The sequence below is a fragment of the Dactylosporangium sp. CA-233914 genome, from assembly GCF_050942935.1.
Classification (GTDB): Bacteria; Actinomycetota; Actinomycetes; order Mycobacteriales; family Micromonosporaceae; genus Dactylosporangium.
Map to the genome: position 1 here is coordinate 5,282,528 of NZ_CP192030.1, position 15,274 is coordinate 5,297,801.

General features: G+C 73.8%; 11 protein-coding genes. 3 read left to right on the forward strand and 8 right to left on the reverse strand.

Annotated elements, in window-relative coordinates; translation table 11 throughout:
* Positions 1-5 precede the first annotated feature (5 nt).
* Both ACQPY0_RS23215 and ACQPY0_RS23220 read right to left on the reverse strand, forming a co-directional pair.
* Positions 6-284: a hypothetical protein gene (locus tag ACQPY0_RS23215; RefSeq protein ID WP_432992304.1), complete on the reverse strand. Its 279-nt coding sequence runs from the start codon at positions 282-284 to the stop codon at positions 6-8.
* A gap of 140 nt (positions 285-424) precedes the next feature.
* Entirely contained in the window at positions 425-799 is a 375-nt protein-coding gene (locus ACQPY0_RS23220) for a cupredoxin domain-containing protein (RefSeq protein WP_432992307.1), read from the reverse strand.
* Between the two features lie 129 nt (positions 800-928).
* On the opposite strand from ACQPY0_RS23220, the gene ACQPY0_RS23225 reads away from it, so the two are divergent.
* On the forward strand, positions 929-7,759 hold the full coding sequence (locus tag ACQPY0_RS23225; protein WP_432992310.1) for a PKD domain-containing protein: 6,831 nt from the start codon (positions 929-931) through the stop codon (positions 7,757-7,759).
* A 109-nt stretch (positions 7,760-7,868) separates the two neighbouring features.
* Entirely contained in the window at positions 7,869-8,357 is a 489-nt protein-coding gene (locus ACQPY0_RS23230) for a GNAT family N-acetyltransferase (RefSeq protein WP_432992313.1), read from the forward strand.
* Here the strand turns inward: ACQPY0_RS23230 and ACQPY0_RS23235 are convergent.
* Positions 8,343-11,306, reverse strand: a complete 2,964-nt coding sequence (locus tag ACQPY0_RS23235) for a putative bifunctional diguanylate cyclase/phosphodiesterase (protein ID WP_432992316.1) — start codon at positions 11,304-11,306, stop codon at positions 8,343-8,345. The two genes, ACQPY0_RS23230 and ACQPY0_RS23235, sit on opposite strands and share 15 nt — an antisense overlap.
* 140 nt (positions 11,307-11,446) lie before the next feature.
* Between ACQPY0_RS23235 and ACQPY0_RS23240 the strand changes: the two genes are divergently transcribed.
* Complete coding sequence (locus ACQPY0_RS23240) at positions 11,447-12,211, forward strand: N-acetyltransferase (RefSeq protein ID WP_432992319.1); 765 nt, start codon at positions 11,447-11,449, stop codon at positions 12,209-12,211.
* Here ACQPY0_RS23240 and ACQPY0_RS23245 read toward each other — a convergent pair.
* The 5 genes from ACQPY0_RS23245 to ACQPY0_RS23265 form a co-directional block, all read right to left on the reverse strand.
* The gene (locus ACQPY0_RS23245) at positions 12,154-12,522 is read right to left on the reverse strand and encodes a diguanylate cyclase domain-containing protein (protein WP_432992322.1); all 369 of its coding nucleotides are present in this window, start codon (positions 12,520-12,522) and stop codon (positions 12,154-12,156) included. The two genes, ACQPY0_RS23240 and ACQPY0_RS23245, sit on opposite strands and share 58 nt — an antisense overlap.
* A gap of 174 nt (positions 12,523-12,696) precedes the next feature.
* The gene (locus ACQPY0_RS23250) at positions 12,697-12,945 is read right to left on the reverse strand and encodes a hypothetical protein (RefSeq protein ID WP_432992325.1); all 249 of its coding nucleotides are present in this window, start codon (positions 12,943-12,945) and stop codon (positions 12,697-12,699) included.
* A gap of 70 nt (positions 12,946-13,015) precedes the next feature.
* Positions 13,016-13,504, reverse strand: a complete 489-nt coding sequence (locus ACQPY0_RS23255; RefSeq protein ID WP_432992328.1) for a YfbM family protein — start codon at positions 13,502-13,504, stop codon at positions 13,016-13,018.
* Between the two features lie 23 nt (positions 13,505-13,527).
* Positions 13,528-14,826 (reverse strand): NAD(P)/FAD-dependent oxidoreductase, encoded by a 1,299-nt coding sequence (locus ACQPY0_RS23260; protein WP_432992331.1) that lies wholly within the window; start codon positions 14,824-14,826, stop codon positions 13,528-13,530.
* Positions 14,826-15,257 carry a DUF6582 domain-containing protein gene (locus ACQPY0_RS23265; protein WP_432992334.1) on the reverse strand — a complete coding sequence of 144 codons (432 nt, stop codon included), beginning with the start codon at positions 15,255-15,257 and terminating at the stop codon, positions 14,826-14,828. Before ACQPY0_RS23265 ends, ACQPY0_RS23260 begins: the two co-directional genes overlap by 1 nt.
* Positions 15,258-15,274 lie beyond the last annotated feature (17 nt).

The window sequence follows — 15,274 nt, forward strand, 5'->3', positions numbered from 1 at the left end:
CACTCTCACACGACGACCCACAGCCGCTCCTCGGCGACGGCGGCGGTGGTGGTGCCGACGGCGGGGGTGACGGCGGCGGTGGCGGCGGTGGTGGCAGCGGCGGCGACGGCGGCGGTGGCGGCGACGGCGGCGGCCGGGCACCGGGCGGCCAGCGTGATCTCCCAGCCACCGAGCCGCAGCGCGTCGGCGAGGATCGGCGCGGCCCCCGGTTCGACCGCGGCGAGCGCCAGGGCCGCTGTTCGGCGACCGCCCGCGGGGCCGTCTCCCCGCCCGGACTGGCGCATCGCTGCCCAGCACCCCCGCGACCGCGTCGCGCGCCCGGGCCGCTCCTGCGGCTCGGCGGCCTCCCGCGTGGCCGTCTCCGCCGCCCGGGCGAGCGCATCGCTGCCCAGCGCCCCGCGAGCACGGCCAGGGCCCGCGCCCGTTACGCCTTGACGGTGATCGTGCCCGTCATCGCCGGGGTCTGGTGATACGCGCAGTAGAACTGGTATTCGCCCGGTTTCGGGGCGTTGAAGTCGAGTGTCGCCGACTCGCCCGCCGCGATCCGGCCCGAGTTTACGCCCAGGGTCGGGGACACGAACTCGTGCGCCATGCCCCCGGATGTGGTGAGCACGATGCGGACCTTGCCCGGGTGGACCGTGATCGCCGACGGTGTGAAGGCGCGCGCGCCGTCGGCGGTGAGCCGGACGATCTGCGTGTCCGGGGCCGGGGCGCTCGGCGCCGGCCTCGGCGGGTCGCCGCCGCAGGCGGTCAGCAGCGGCGCCAGGGTGAGCGCGGCCAGGGCGCGGCGGGTCCTCATTCGCGGCACGCTACCGGCGCGGCGATCCGGAATGCAGCGCTCGTTCGGCGCAAAAGACTGCCGATCGGTCGAGCACCGCGGCCCGACAAGCGATTCGGTGCCGGGTCCGATGTCTCTAGAGTCCGGCGCATGAGACGGTGGTTGCTGGCGGCGTTCTTCGGCGGGCTGTTCGGGATCGTCGTCGCCTCGGCGGCGGCCGCCGACTCCCCGCCCGCGGTGGTCATCGACCAGGGGGCCTCGCACCGCTACTTCAGCCCCAACGGCGACACCCAGGCCGACGACGTCGCGGTGCTGTACTGTCTCGCCTCCCCGGCCAACGTCACCGTCACCGTCGAGAACGCGAGCGGCGGCACCGTGCGCACGCTCGAGAGCGGCGTCTCGCACCCGGGCGGCGCGCCCTGCTACGGCTGGAACACCGCCGCGATCTGGGACGGCCGCGGCGACGGCGGGAACGTCGTCGGCGACGGAGCGTACACGGTGAGAATCCACGCCGTCGACGGCTCCGGCCGCACCGGTGACGACGCCGTCGAGGTCGGCGTCGACGCCCGCACGCCCGGCGCGATCACCGCCCCGGCCCCGGGCACCGCCGTGGAGGGAACGATCCCGTGGACGTTCACGCCGACCGGCGGATTCCAGGTGCAGACCATCGAGGTGTACTGCACGGGCGCCGCCGGCACCGGCACCGGCCTCACCGGCACCCTCGACACCACCGGGTGCGCCGCGGGCGCGAACGCGGTCGGCGCCTCCGTCGGCTGGACCGACCCGTTCGGCAACCCGCAGTTCTGGGTCGCGCCCGCCGTCCCGGTCACCGTCGCCAACCCGCCGCGGCTGTCCATCTCCCAGGAGGACTCGCACCGATACTTCACCCCCGACGGCGACGGCCAGCAGGACACGGCGATCGTGTACTACTGCCTCTCGCGCAGCGGCCCCGTCACGATGACCGTCGCCAACGCGGCCGGGTCGCTCATCCGCACCGAGACGCTCACCGGCGAGGGTAGCCCCGAGTGCTACGGCTGGAACACCACCGCGGAGTGGGACGGCCGCGACGACGGCGGGGCGCCGGCGGCCGACGGCGAGTACACGATCCGGCTGCGCACCGCCGACGAGCGTGACCGCTCCGCCGAGGACAGCGTGACCGTGGGCCTCGACCGGCACGGCCCCGGCCGCATCACGGCCCCGGCCGAGGGAGCGACCGTCGCGGGCGTCGTCGACTGGACCTTCACACCCGCGCCGGGCCACAGCGTGGACTCCGTCGAGGTGTACTGCACCGGCGCCGCCGGCTCCGGCAGCGGCCTGACCGGCACCCTGGACACCACCCAGTGCGTCGGCGGCCCGAACACGGTGACCGCCAACGTGCTGTGGACGGACCCGTTCGGCGCGCAGCAGTACTGGACGTCGCCGCCGACCCGCGTCACCGTCGACAACGCCCCGTCACTGGCGATCTGGCAGGAGGTGTCGCACCGGTACTTCAGCCCGAACGGCGACACCAGCGACGACGACGCGATCGTCTACTACTGCCTGTCGAAGCCCGCGACCGTGACCGCCACCGTCACCGACGGCGCGGGCACGACGATCCGCACCATCGCCGGCCCGCCGTTCTCCGGTGCGGCGTGCACCGGCCCGTCCAACGGCCAGCTCTCGTGGGACGGCCGCACCGACGGCGGCGCCGTGGCCGCCCCCGGCGTCTACACCGTGCACCTGCGCGCCGTCGACGCCGCCGGGCGCACCGCCGAGGACAGCGTGAGCGTCGGGCTCGACCCGCGCGTGCCCGGCACGCTCACCGCGCCCGCCCCGAACACCACCGCCGAGGGGGTGCTGGAGTTCGCGTTCGCGCCCAACCCCGGCTTCACCCTCATCGAGGTCCAGGTCCGCTGCGACGGCACGAGCTACGTCGAGGTGAACCGGCCGGGCGACGACGGCGCCTTCCACGGCTTCATCGACACCACGAAGTGCCTCGACGGGCCCAACACGCTCTACGCCACTGCCACCTGGCGCGACCCGTTCGGCGCGTTCCAGGCCTGGTACAGCCCCGAGCTGCCGATCACCGTCGACAACGGGCCCCGCCTGAGCATCAACTCGGCCTCGCACGCGTACTTCAGCCCCAACGGCGACACCGTCGACGACACGATCGCGGTGTCGTACTGCCTGTCCACCGACGCCACCGTCCGCGCGAGCATCGCCGACGCGGCCGGCACCGTGCGCCGCACCATCGAGACGACCCAGACCGGCTACCCGGTCTGCTACAGCACCTTCGCCACCTTCATCACCTGGGACGGCAAGGACGACGCCGGCACGGTCGTGCCCGACGGCGTCTACACGGTGACGGTCAAGGCCACCACGGCCGGCGGCCGCAGCACCGAGGAGCACGTCGACGTCGGCGTCGACAACCGCCGGGTCGGCGGCGTCACCGCCCCCGCGCCCGGGGCGGTCCTGGCCGGGATCGCCACGCTCGCGTTCACCCCGGCGGCCGGCCTCGCGGTCGAGCGCGTCGACTTCCAGCTGGCCGGCGCCGGCCACGGGACGGCGTTCAACGCCTCACCGGACGGCGTCTGGCGCACCGGCATCGCCACCGGCGGGCTGCCCAGCGGCCCGGCCACGCTCGACGTCTCCGTGACCTACCGGGACGCGTTCGGGGCCAGACATTACTGGTACCCGGGCCCCGTCCCGGTCGTCGTCGACGCGCTCGCCGTGCCGCTGAGCGTCGTCGCCGACCCCGCGACCGGCCCCGCCCCGTTCGCCACCACGCTGCGGCTGACCGCCTCCGACCCCGGCGGGCGCACCCTGCAGTACACCGTGCAGTTCGGCGACGGCGCCACCGCCAGCGGCGAGATCACCGCCCCCTACACCACCGTCGCCCTGCCGCACACCTACACGCAGGCCGGCGTGTTCCGCCCCTACGTCACCGTGACCAGCCCGTCGGGCGCGGCCGCGTCCCGCACCGTGGAGGTCGTCGCGACCGGCACGGCCAACACCGCGCCCGCCGCGACGCTCACGCTCGACCGCACCCGCGGCGTCGCCCCGTTCACCGTCCAGATCGCGCCGTCGGCCACCGACCGCGAGAACGACCCGCTGACGTACGCCGTCGACTTCGGCGACGGCACGAACGACCACGGCAGCCTGCCGCACGCGGCGCTGGCGCACGGCTACGCCCGCGCCGGCACGTACGTCGTGCGCCTCGAGGTCAGCGACGGCCGGCTCAGCACCTACCGGACCGCCACGATCGTGGTGGCCCCGGCCGAGCCCCTGGCCGCCGCGGCCGGCGACGACATGGCCGCGGTCGTCGACGGCGCGGTGCACTTCGACGCCGGTGCGTCCCGCCCGAGCCTCGGCATCGAGTCGTACCGCTGGGACTTCGGCGACGGAGCCAGTGCGACCGGCGCCGCCGCGGACCACACCTACACCACCAAGGGCACGTACACCGCGACCCTGACCATCCGCGCCGGCATCCAGACCAGCGTCGACACCGTCGCGGTGACGGTGAAGGAGAAGCCCGCCGAGCCGGGCCTGCTCGTCACCGTCACCGGCAACGGCGGCCCGCAGGCCGGGGCCCGCCTGGTCGTCGTCGAGCCGGACGGCACCACGGTGACCGCGAGCACCGGCCCCGACGGTCAGGCCCACCTCGACGCCCTCGGCGACGGCACCTACACCGTCTACGGCTACCAGGCCGGCTTCCTGCCGGGCACCGGCACCGGCACGGTCACCGGTGGCAGCGGCGCCCTGACCCTGGAGCTGAACGCCGGGCAGGTCGCCGAGACGTCGCTGACCTCGCAGCCGCTGACCAAGGACGAGATCGTCGCGGCCGGCATCGACCCCGACGACCCCGGCAACCAGCAGGTGTACGAGTTCCGCATCAACCTCGCCATCAACGACAAGGAGGTGGTGGTCGACGGCTTCGCCTCGCCCGGCGGCTTCCCGCTGTGCCCGCAGGTCGACGGGGCCGGCGCCACCTGCGACCGCCGCTCGACGACGTTCCGGGTCGGCGACAACGACGTCACCGCCGCCGTGTCCTACACGCACGACGTGCCGCAGCTGGTGTGGCTCGTCATACCCGCCACGGCGAGCTGGCTCAAGCAGTTCTTCACCGTGCAACTCGCGGTGACGAACCTCGCCGGCGAGGACTTCTCGCTCGACGACGGCGTCGCCACCCTCACCCTGCCGGCCGGGCTGTCCCTGGCCCCGACGCTCATCCCGCAGCAGGCCACCGTCGCCGTGCCGAACGTCTCCGGCGGGCACAGCGCCACCGCCGCGTGGGTCGTGCGCGGCGACCGGGCGGGCGACTACGACAGCATCGCCGCCACCTACGCGGCGACGCTGAGCCCGTTCGGGGCGCCGGTCACCGTCGATGCCCGCATCGCCAAACCGCTCAAGGTGTGGGGCGCCGGCGCGGTGAGCATCGTGATCGACGCCGAGCAGGACGCGTACAACCGCTATCCCTATCGGGTCAAAGTGGGCCTGACGAACGTCGCGGACGTGCCGATCTACAACGCGGCCGTGGCCCTGTCCGACGCGCACAGCCCGCACCTGCTGCGCCAGCCGGGGCAGGTGATGGGGTACGACACGGCGGAGATCAAGCCCGGCGAGACGTTCTGGACCGACGACTACATCTTCGCCGCCGACATCGAGGGCGACCTGAGCCTGCAGGACTCCTTCGTCGGCTCCGCGGCCGGCGCCCACGGCCCGCGCGGCGTGATACGGCAGCATCCGGCGGCGTCCGACCCCGACCACGGCCCGGACCTGGAAACCTTCGGCCTCGGCACCGGCGTCGGTCTCAAGTGGACGGCCATCGCCGGGGCGACGGGCTACGAGGTGTACCAGACCCCGGACCTGGCCACCGAGTTCCCTGCGGTCCCGGTCGCCGAGCTGCCCGCCGGCGCCACCAAGGCCTTCGTCCCGCTGGCCAAGGGCGGCTCCGGCTGGTTCGCGATCAGCGCGATCGTCGACGGCAAGCGCGTCATGTTCCACCCGATCCAGCAGGCGCAGACCAGCGAGCTGCCGACCGCGCCGGTCGTCGAGGCGAAGGTTTCCAGTACCGCCTCCTGCAACCAGGACATCACCGTCACCGTCCACGCCACCGACGAGTTCTTCAACCTCACGTCGTACACGGCCACGCTCGACGGCGTCCCGACCCCGGTCGGCGGGGGCCCGCTCACCGGCCACGCGGCCGACGCGACGTTCACGATCCCCGTCGTCGACCTCACCGCCGCCGGCTCCCGGCTGCGCATCACCGCCACCGACGACGCCCCCGGCACCGGCCCCGAGTTCTCGACGACCGTCGGCTCCGGCTGCGACCCGATCCGGATGCTCGTCGTCGGCGACTCCATCGCCTGGGGCCAGGGCCTCGCGCCCAAGCACAAGTACCCGGAGCTGGTCAAGGACGCCCTGCAGCGCTCGAGCGGCCGGCCGGTGGAGTACACCGAGGCGAAGATGAGCACCGCCCACTCCGGCGCGGCCGTCACCGGGGGGACGTGCTCCGCGGGCCTGCGCCAGACGGTCGGGTACTGGGGCGGCGAGGTCCCCAACGGCGAGCCCGACATCGCGACCTGCCAGGCGCAGTCCGTCCGCGACCGGGAGGCCGACCTGATCCTGGTCGACGGCTGCATCAACGACGTCGACATCAGGGAGATCGCCAAGCCCTTCGCCGACCTCGACGCCCTGCGCGCCCGGGTCGAGGCGAAGTGCGGCCAGCCGGTCGAGAACCTGCTGCGCACCCTGCACAACGACCACCCCACGGCCACGATCGTGCTCACCGGCTACTACCCGATCTTCGACCGCGAGCCGGACCACGATCAGCGCCTCACCCTGGCCGACCTGCTGGGCCTGCCCCGCCAGGCGTTCGTCGCCATGGCCAACGCCACCTTCGGCCAGCAGTCCGCCGTGTTCGACACCGGCTTTCGCAACCTGGCCCTGCAGCACGTGGCCACCCTCGACCCGCAGCACACCTGGCTGCACTTCGCCGACCCGGGATTCCGCCCCGGCGACGGGCTGTTCCAGCCGAACAGCAAGCTCTTCAACGGCCTCAACGACGAGGTCCGGCTGGAGCGGTTCGGCGCCTGTGTCGCCGCCGGCGGCTTGCGGCCCCACTGCCCCATCGCGTCGATGGGTCACCCGAACGTGGCCGGCGCGCAGCTGTACGCCGACGCCATCCTGGGCAACATCAGCGGCTCCGCCCCGCACGTCACCGGCCTCAGCGCGGCGCCGGTGACGCTGGCGAAGGGCGAGACGCGGCAGCTGTACGTCACCGCGAACTACAGCGACGGCTCCACCCGCGACGCCACGCGGCTCGTCACCGCGTCGGTGAAGAACCCGGCGATCGCCACGATCGACCCGGCCACGCTGAAGGTCACCGGCGCCGCCCGGGGCAGTACCACCGTGACCGTGACGCTCACGTCCGACCCGGCGCTGAAGGCGACGGCCACCGTCACGGTGAATCCGGCCGCGGCGACGGGCCTGTCGCTCACGCCCGCCGCGCCGACGGTCCTCAACGGCAAGACCGTCCGGCTCACCGCGGTGCTGAGCCTCACCGACGGCACGACGAAGACCGCCACCGCCGCGAAGGTCACCTGGACCACGAACGATCCGGCGCTGGCCACCGTGACGGAGCTCGGCGTGGTCAAGGGCGTCGGGGCCGGCGCGGTCACGGTCACCGCCTCCTACAAGGAGGACGACACCGCGACCCCGATCGTCGCATCCACGCTGGTGACGGTGGCCGCCACCGCGCCGACGATCACCGAGTTCACGCCGTACGGCGGCTACGAGGGGCAGGTCGTGACGGTCACCGGCACCGACTTCCAGGGCGCCACCTCGGTCACGCTGGGGGGCGTGGAGATGACGAACTTCACCGTGGTGTCGAGCACGACCATCACGTTCGTGGCGCAGCCCGACGCGAAGACCGGCTACATCACGGTGACGACGCCGCTGGGGACCGCCCGCAGCCGAACAAAGTTCAGCTTCGTCTGGTGACGCGTCGCGCATTCGTCCGGTCCACCGGGGCGAAGTACCGCCTCCCCGGCCGGTGACACGCGCCGCACGGACGCGCGAAAGTTGATCGAGGGCGGTACCCTTTCCGGGTATGAGGCTGCGGCCCTACACCGACGCGGACCGGTGGCTGACCGAGGCGCTCGAGACCGACCCTGAGGTCATGCGGCATCTCGGCGGGGCCGCCCCGCTCGCGCGCGTGCCGAAGGTGCACGAGCGCCGCCTCGCGCCCGGCGGCGGGGAGTGGTACCGCACCATTGTGAGCGCCCCCGACGACGCCCCGGCGGGGGTGGTCGCGGTGTTTCGCAGCGAGTGGGGCGGCGCGGAGATCGCGGAGCTGGGCATCATGCTGCTGCCCGGCGTGCGGCAGCGGCACGGGCTCGCCGCCGGGGCCGTGCGGCTCATCGTCGAGGAGGTGCGCGCCGCCGGGTCGGTCCCGCACATCCACGCGTTCATCGGGCTGGACAACGCCGCGGCCGGGGTCGTCGCGCGGCGGACCGGGTTCGTGGCCGCCGGGCCCTGCGACGTGGACTACGAGGGCGTGCCGATCCGGTGCGAGCACTGGGTCCTAGATCTGCGCTAGCGGCGGGTACACCGCCTCCAGCCAGGCGGGCATGTCGGCCTCGGGCAGGGGGCGGGCGAAGAGGTACCCCTGGCCGTACTCGCACCCGATGCCGACCAGCAGCCGCCGGTGCGCGTCGGTCTCGATGCCCTCGGCGACCACCTTCAGGTCCAGGGTGCCGGCCAGCTGCACGATGCCGCTGACCAGATCGTGCTGGCGCTGCGAGGTGCTGATGGTGTCCACGAACGACTTGTCGAGCTTGAGCGTGTCGACGGCGACGCGGTGCAGGTAGCTCAGCGACGAGTAGCCGGTGCCGAAGTCGTCGATGGACACCCTGACCCCGGCGCCGCGCAGGGTGGCCAGGTCAGAGTGGATGTGCTCGTCCTCGCCGAGCAGCAGGCTCTCGGTGATCTCGATGTAGAGCGCGTCGGCCGGCAGGTCGACCTGCGCGAGCTCGGTCAGGACGCGCTGCACGAAGCCGGGGGAGCGGAACTGGCGCACGGAGACGTTGACGCTCATGGTGAGCGACTCGCCCGGGTACAGCCGCCGGAACCGCACAGCGGCGGCGATCGCGTGGTGCATCACCCAGTCGCCGAGCTCGACGATGAGGCCGCACTCCTCGGCCACCTCGATGAACTCCAGCGGCGGCACCAGCCCCAGCTGCGGGTGCTGCCAGCGCACCAGCGCCTCGAAGCCGTGCGGGCGGCCCGTGGCCAGGTCTACGATCGGCTGGTAGTGCAGCACGAACGCGTCGTCGGCGAGGGCCTGGTCGAGGTCGGTGCGCAGCCGCATCCGGCGCACGGTGCCGGCGTGCATCGCCGCCTCGTAGCGCCGCCAGCGCTCCCCGTCGCGCTTCGCGCTGTCGAGGGCCACGTCGGCCTCGCCGAGCAGCTGCGGGCCGTCGGCCGGGTCGCCCGCGGTGGTGGCCATGCCGATCGTCGGCTGGGCGGTCACGACGCTACCGCCGACCACGAAGGGGGAGCGGAACTCCTCGACGATGCGCCGGGCGAGCTTCTCGGCGTCGTCGACGCCATCGGCGGCGACGAGGACGCCGAACTCGTCGGCGCCGAGCCGGGCCACCGTCGCCTCCGCCGGGCACACCTCGACGAGGCGGGACCCGAAGGCCCGCAGCAGCTCGTCGCCGACGTCCTGACCCATGGTGTCGTTGACGGTCCGGAACCCGTCGATGTCGACGAGCAGCACCGCGGTCGTGCCGGGGGCGGTGCCCGCGCCGGCGGCGGCGGACTGGACGCTGTCCTGGAACCGCAGGCGGTTGCCGAGGCCGGTGAGCGGGTCGAGGTACGCGCGCTCCAGCAGCTCCCGCTCCAGCCGGCGGCGCTCGGTCACGTCGTGCAGGGTCAGCACGTGCCCGGCGACGGTCGGCTCGCCGGTCAGGTCGCGGACCGTGACCTCCAGCTCCGCGATGCTGCCGTCGGCGCGCGTGGCCAGGTGCAGGCTGTTTCCCTCACCTGCGGGCCCGATCAGCTCGGCGACGGGGCGGCCGACGATGCCGGTGGCGCCGAAGACCTGGCGCGCGGACGGGCTGGCGTAGGTGACGGCGCCGTCGGTGCCGACGATGAGGATCACGTCGGTGGCGTTGAGGACCAGCGTGCGGAAGTACGCCTCGCTGTTGCGCTTGGTGATCTCGCGGTTCAGCGTGATGTGGTCGATCATGCTGGTCGCCTGCCCGGCCAGCACCCGCGCGGACTCCTGCAGCTCGACCAGGGCCCGCTCCTCCGCGGCGACCCACAGCTCGCCGATGCGGGCGCCGCCGATCGACAGCGGGCAGTGCAGCGCCAGCTCGAAGCCGACCAGCTCGGCGGCGAGGCCGGCGGGCAGCTGCGTGACGTAGCGCATCTCCATCGCGGGGCCGGCGCCGGGGTCCGGCATCCGCCGGGCGTGCACCTGCAGGACCGCGCGGTGCGCGGTCCCGGCCCGCAGCAGTGCGCTGACGGCGCCGCGCACCACCGCGTCCACCTCGGGCACCTCGGCTACCGACAGCAGCGCCTCGCACGCCCGGCGTAGTTCCCGCTCGCGGATCAGGGTCCTTCCGACGCTGCGGGCGGCGAGCCACACCCGGCTCAGCGACAGCGCGACCAGCGTGGCCGAGCCGACGGCGATGACGAGGCCGTTGCGGACCGGCCCGGACAGCGCCTCGGCGAACAGCAGGCCCGGCGCGACCAGCGACGCGATGCCCAGCGCGGCGCGGCGGGGCTTGAGTTCGGTCGAGCCGACCACGCGCGGCTCGGTGAGCAGCACCATCGACGGGTGCAGCATCGCCAGGCCGCCGGCGGCGTAGAAGATGATCCAGCCGACGTCGGTGAAGCTGCCCAGGGCCCAGCCGCCGTTGAGCCGGTGCAGGCTGTACATGACGTCGGAGAACAGCAGCGCCGCGGCGGAGGTGAGCAGCAGCGCCACGCTCCAGGACCGGCGGGCCGCCAGCACCAGGTGGGCCATGATGGCCAGCAGCAGCACGTCGCAGAGCGGGTAGGCGACCGAGACGGCCTTCTGGGCCGTGTTGAGGTCCGGGTCGCTCAGCGACGGGTCGATCAGGAACACCCAGGCGAGCAGCCCGGCGCCGGCGGTGAAGATGAGCGAGTCGATGACCGTCGCCCAGTCCCGGGCCGCCGCGCCCGAGCGGCTCAGCCGCAGCAGGCCCAGCAGCAGCAGCGGGAACGTCGCCCCCAGCCCGACCGCGTCGGTCACGGACGGGAACGCGGTCGAGTGCAGCACGTCGGTCTGCATGACGCCGGTGCAGGTGCCCACCGACAGGGCGAACGTGCCGGCCGCCCACAGCCACCAGGGGGAGCGGCGGCGGGGGCGGTGGACCCGGATGCCGTACGCCATCGCCGCGATCGTGCCGCCGACGATGCCCGCGAACCACACCAGACCGGCCGCCGGCATCAGCACGTAACAGACGGCAAGCATGAGCGCACCGAGCGCATATGCCCAGGCCATCCGCCTCGTCAAGGCCGCTCCTTCCCGCCTGCCAAGAGCTACTGTGTCGTGCCGGCCGGAGGCGGGCAACCTATGATCCATCTCAAATTCGGCGCGAAGGTCCGGCAGATGAAGGTTCTGTCCGGATGCGACGGGATTTGGCGAGGTGCGGCATGGACTTCAGCTGGCTTGACGTGACCGATCTGGCGGAGCGGCCCGACCGCCTGCCGCTCACCGCCGCGTTCGACGACCCATCGGTGGCGCCCTTCCTCTACCAGGACCCGGTCTCCGCGGCGCTGTTCCCCGAGTTGGTGGCCAGCCACCCGCAATACACGCTGCTCGCGGTGGAGCGCGACGGCGGGCGGCCCGCGGCGATGCTCTGCACGCTGCCGTTCACCTCCGGCGGCGAGCTGCCGGCCGGGGGCTATGACGCGGTCCTGCTCAGCGCCGCCGCCGACACGCTCGCCGGCCGGACCGGGCCGGACGTGTCCGCGCTCTTCGCCACCGTCCGGCCCGACCTGCGCGGCCGCGGCATCTCCGACCACATGGTCGCGCTCGCCCGGCGCAACGCGGCCCGGCTCGGCCACGACGCGCTCGTCGCCCCGGTCCGCCCGACCCACAAGCACCTGCGGCCCCACCTGCCCCTGGAGTCCTACGTCGCCGAGCGCCGCCCGGACGGCACGTCCACGGACCCGTGGCTGCGGGTGCACGAGCGGGCCGGCGGCCGGTTCGTGGCCGTCGCGCCCCACTCGATGACCATCACCGCGCCGCTGCCGCGCTGGCGGGAGTGGACCGGCCTGCCCTTCGACGCGCCCGGCCCGGTCCTCGTGCCCGGCGGCCTGGCCCCGGTGCTGTGCGACCCGCAGCGCGGCGTCGCCGTCTACGTCGAGGCCAACGCCTGGTATCGCCACGAGCTCTCCCGTGACCCGTCACAGTGACACGCAGCGTCGGCCTGCCGCAGCGGCGCGTCGGCGTCGGGGTCGTCGCGGCTGAACACGATGCCGATGCTCGCCGTCACCCGCACCGTCGCGGTGGCGTCGGCGTCCGGGACCGGGTCCTCGTCGTCGGCGACGACCGGCACCACGATCGGCCGGTCGATCTCGCGGATGACGCGCTGCGCCGTCACCTGGGCGCTGCCGGGGTCGGCCAGCCGCTCGACGAGGACCGCGAACTCGTCACCGCCGAGGCGGGCGAGCGTGTCGGCCGCCCGCACCCTGCGCCGCAGCCGCGCGGCGACCTGGCACAGCACCGCGTCCCCGGCGTCGTGCCCGAGCCGGTCGTTGACCTGCTCGAACCCGTCGACTGGTGGGTGTCGTACGCGTGCGCGACCCGCTCGTAGAACAGCATCCGGTTCGCCAGCCCGGTCAGCTGGTCGTGCAGGGCCAGGCGGCGCAGTTCGACCTCGCGAGCGGCACGATCGTGATCAGCGCACCGAGTAGCCAGCTCCGCCCCGTTCGCCCCCGCATGCCCGACCCATCGGCGCACCGCTGCGGTTGTTGCGGGTTTTCCCGCGCGGCGATGTCGGCGGCGTGGTGCTCGCGGTCGCCGGGATCAGCGCCTTCTCCCGGTCCTCGGGCCGCAACGGGGCGCAGGTGCGGGCGAACCAGGGCAGCAGGCCGGCGTGGGCGCGTCCCCGGATCTCGTCCCAGGCCTTCGATGCCGGGTCGACCATGGCCGCGCCCAGCAGCGAGGCATCAGCCGGCCCCCGACCGCCGGTCGGGACCGCTCACGCGCGGCGGCGTTCAGACGGCCCAGCAGATCACCGCGTCGCCGGAGCGGGCCGCCGCGGCGAAGTACACCTTCGTGTCGGCCAGGGACGAGACCGCCCACCACAGCTCGTCCGGCCGGTCCCACACCGCCGGGTAGATCCCGGCCGCGGAGAGCTCGGCCTGGTCGACGCCGTCCACCAGCCCGTCGTGGGTGACGTCCGTCAGCGCCGCCGCGGCCGTGCGGACCTGGTCCGGGGCCAGGTAACGGCGGCCGTCGACCTCGTCGCCGAGGTCGTGCTCGCCGAAGACGAGGCCGACCGGGAAGCCGTACCGCGTGAGCAGGAAGTCCAGCGCGTGGAACGTCTTGCCGGTGCCGAGGAACCGCCGCAGCCCGACCGGCCGGGCCTGCACCCGGTCGCGCTCGGCCATCGCGTCGGAGAACTCCCGCAGCCACCCGAGGTCGCCCTTCGCCCGCTCCAGCTCCGCCGGCGTGACCCGCAACCACTCCCCGCTCATGCCCATCGCGTCACTGTAGACGCCGGGTATCAGCGCCGGGCGAGCTCGGGAGCCTCGGTGGAAAGCGGCACGGCCCCGCCGCGGACCAGGCCGAGCTGGACGCTCGGGCGCGAGCCGATCGCGGTGAACAGCCAGCCGGTCGCGGTGCGCATCCGGTGGGCGGGCAGCGCCGCGAGGTGGTAGCCGCGGGTCACGGCCCGGGCCGGCGGCCCCGACAGCGGCACGTGCAGCGGGTTGGCGGTCGCCTGCCAGCCGCCGAGGTCGACCACGAAGCCGAGGTCGCGGTGGCGGTACCGGCGCGCCTCGCCGATGCCGAAGGACGCCCCGACGTTGTGCGCCACGAGCCGCCCCTGCCGCACCGCGTGCTGGGCCGTCATCGCCGTGAGCTTCCCCGGGTTGTACAGGTCCGCCACCGCGGCCCCGTCCCCGCACGCGAAGACGCCGGGGTGCTCCGGGACCGCCAGATGCGCGTCGACGCGGACACGGCCCTGCTCGACCGGCAGCCCGGAGCGCTCGACGAGCGGGTCGGGGCGCACGCCGACGCACCACACCAGCGTCCGGGAGGGCACGAAGTGCTCGTCGGTGAGGTGGACGCCGTCGGCGGTGGCCTCCTTGACCGACGTGCCGAGCCGGATCTCGACGCCCCGGCCCCGCAGCACCCGCGCCGCGCCGGCCGCCATCCGCCGGTCCATGCCCGGCAGGACCTGCTCGGCGGTGTCCAGCAGGAGCCAGCGCGGCGGGGTGTCGCGCAGGCGCGGGTGGCGGGCGGCGATGTCGGCGGTCAGCAGCTGGCCCTGGGCGGTCACCTCAGTGCCGGTGTAACCGGCGCCGACGACCACGAACGTCATCCGCGCCGCGCGCTCGGCCGGGTCCTCGGCGGCGTCGGCGAGCTCGATCTGGCGGATGAGGTGGTCGCGCAGGTACAGCGCCTCCGGGATGCTGCGGAAGCCGTGCGCGTGGTCGGCGACGCCCGGGATCGGCAGCAGCTTCGTGACGCTCCCGGCGGCGAGGACGAGGCGGTCGTACTCCAGGGTGCCGCCCTCGCCCTCGGGCCCGGTGTAGAACACCGTGCGTCGCTGCGGGTCGATCTCGCCGGCCTCGCCCAGGACCAGTCGCACACCCGGGAGCGTGTCCTGCAGCGGCACGCTGATCGTGCGCGGGTCCAGGACACCGCCGGCGACCTCGGGCAGCAGCGGGACGTACAGGAAGTAGTCCGTGGGGTTGACGACCACGACCTCGGCGGCGCCGCGGGAGCGGCGCAGCAGCGACCGGGCCGCCTCGTAACCCGCGAACCCCGCCCCGACGATGACGATCCGCGGCCGGGCCATCAGCGGCCTTCGAGCGCGTGCAGCAGATCGGCCTTCGTCATCGCCGAGCGCCCCTTGATGTTGCGCTGCTTGGCCTCCGCGTAGAGATCGTCGCGGGAGCGCTCGGCGCGGGGCATGTTACGCACGGCCTTCGTCGGGGTCCGCGGCTTGTCCGAGGACTTCATCGTCCGGCTCGGCTTGCCCAGCTCCCGCCAGTTCCGTTCGGTCATCTCCACGCCGAAGCGCTTCGCGGCCCGCTTGATGCGCCGGAAGGCCTCGGCGCGCTCGTCGTCGGAGGCGTCGCGGACCTGGTCGAAGCGGGCGATCGCGTTGCGGACGTGCGAGGCGTCGTTGAGCGGCTCCTTGCGCAGCCGGGGGAACGCGAAGGCGCGCTCCGGCATGGCGTTGCGCTCCGCGGCGTCCAGTTCATTGCGTTGTTTGCGTGCAGCCATACCGGACTGCTTACCCC

Excerpts from the sequence above, each read along its gene's own strand:
- ACQPY0_RS23255 (WP_432992328.1), bottom strand. The coding sequence starts at position 13,504 with ATGGGCATGAGCGGGGAGTGGTTGCGGGTCACGCCGGCGGAGCTGGAG.
- ACQPY0_RS23260 (WP_432992331.1), bottom strand. The coding sequence starts at position 14,826 with ATGGCCCGGCCGCGGATCGTCATCGTCGGGGCGGGGTTCGCGGGTTAC.
- ACQPY0_RS23225 (WP_432992310.1), top strand. The coding sequence starts at position 929 with ATGAGACGGTGGTTGCTGGCGGCGTTCTTCGGCGGGCTGTTCGGGATC.
- ACQPY0_RS23240 (WP_432992319.1), top strand. The coding sequence starts at position 11,447 with ATGGACTTCAGCTGGCTTGACGTGACCGATCTGGCGGAGCGGCCCGAC.
- ACQPY0_RS23220 (WP_432992307.1), bottom strand. The coding sequence starts at position 799 with ATGAGGACCCGCCGCGCCCTGGCCGCGCTCACCCTGGCGCCGCTGCTG.
- ACQPY0_RS23230 (WP_432992313.1), top strand. The coding sequence starts at position 7,869 with ATGAGGCTGCGGCCCTACACCGACGCGGACCGGTGGCTGACCGAGGCG.
- ACQPY0_RS23250 (WP_432992325.1), bottom strand. The coding sequence starts at position 12,945 with ATGGTCGACCCGGCATCGAAGGCCTGGGACGAGATCCGGGGACGCGCC.
- ACQPY0_RS23265 (WP_432992334.1), bottom strand. The coding sequence starts at position 15,257 with ATGGCTGCACGCAAACAACGCAATGAACTGGACGCCGCGGAGCGCAAC.
- ACQPY0_RS23215 (WP_432992304.1), bottom strand. The coding sequence starts at position 284 with ATGCGCCAGTCCGGGCGGGGAGACGGCCCCGCGGGCGGTCGCCGAACA.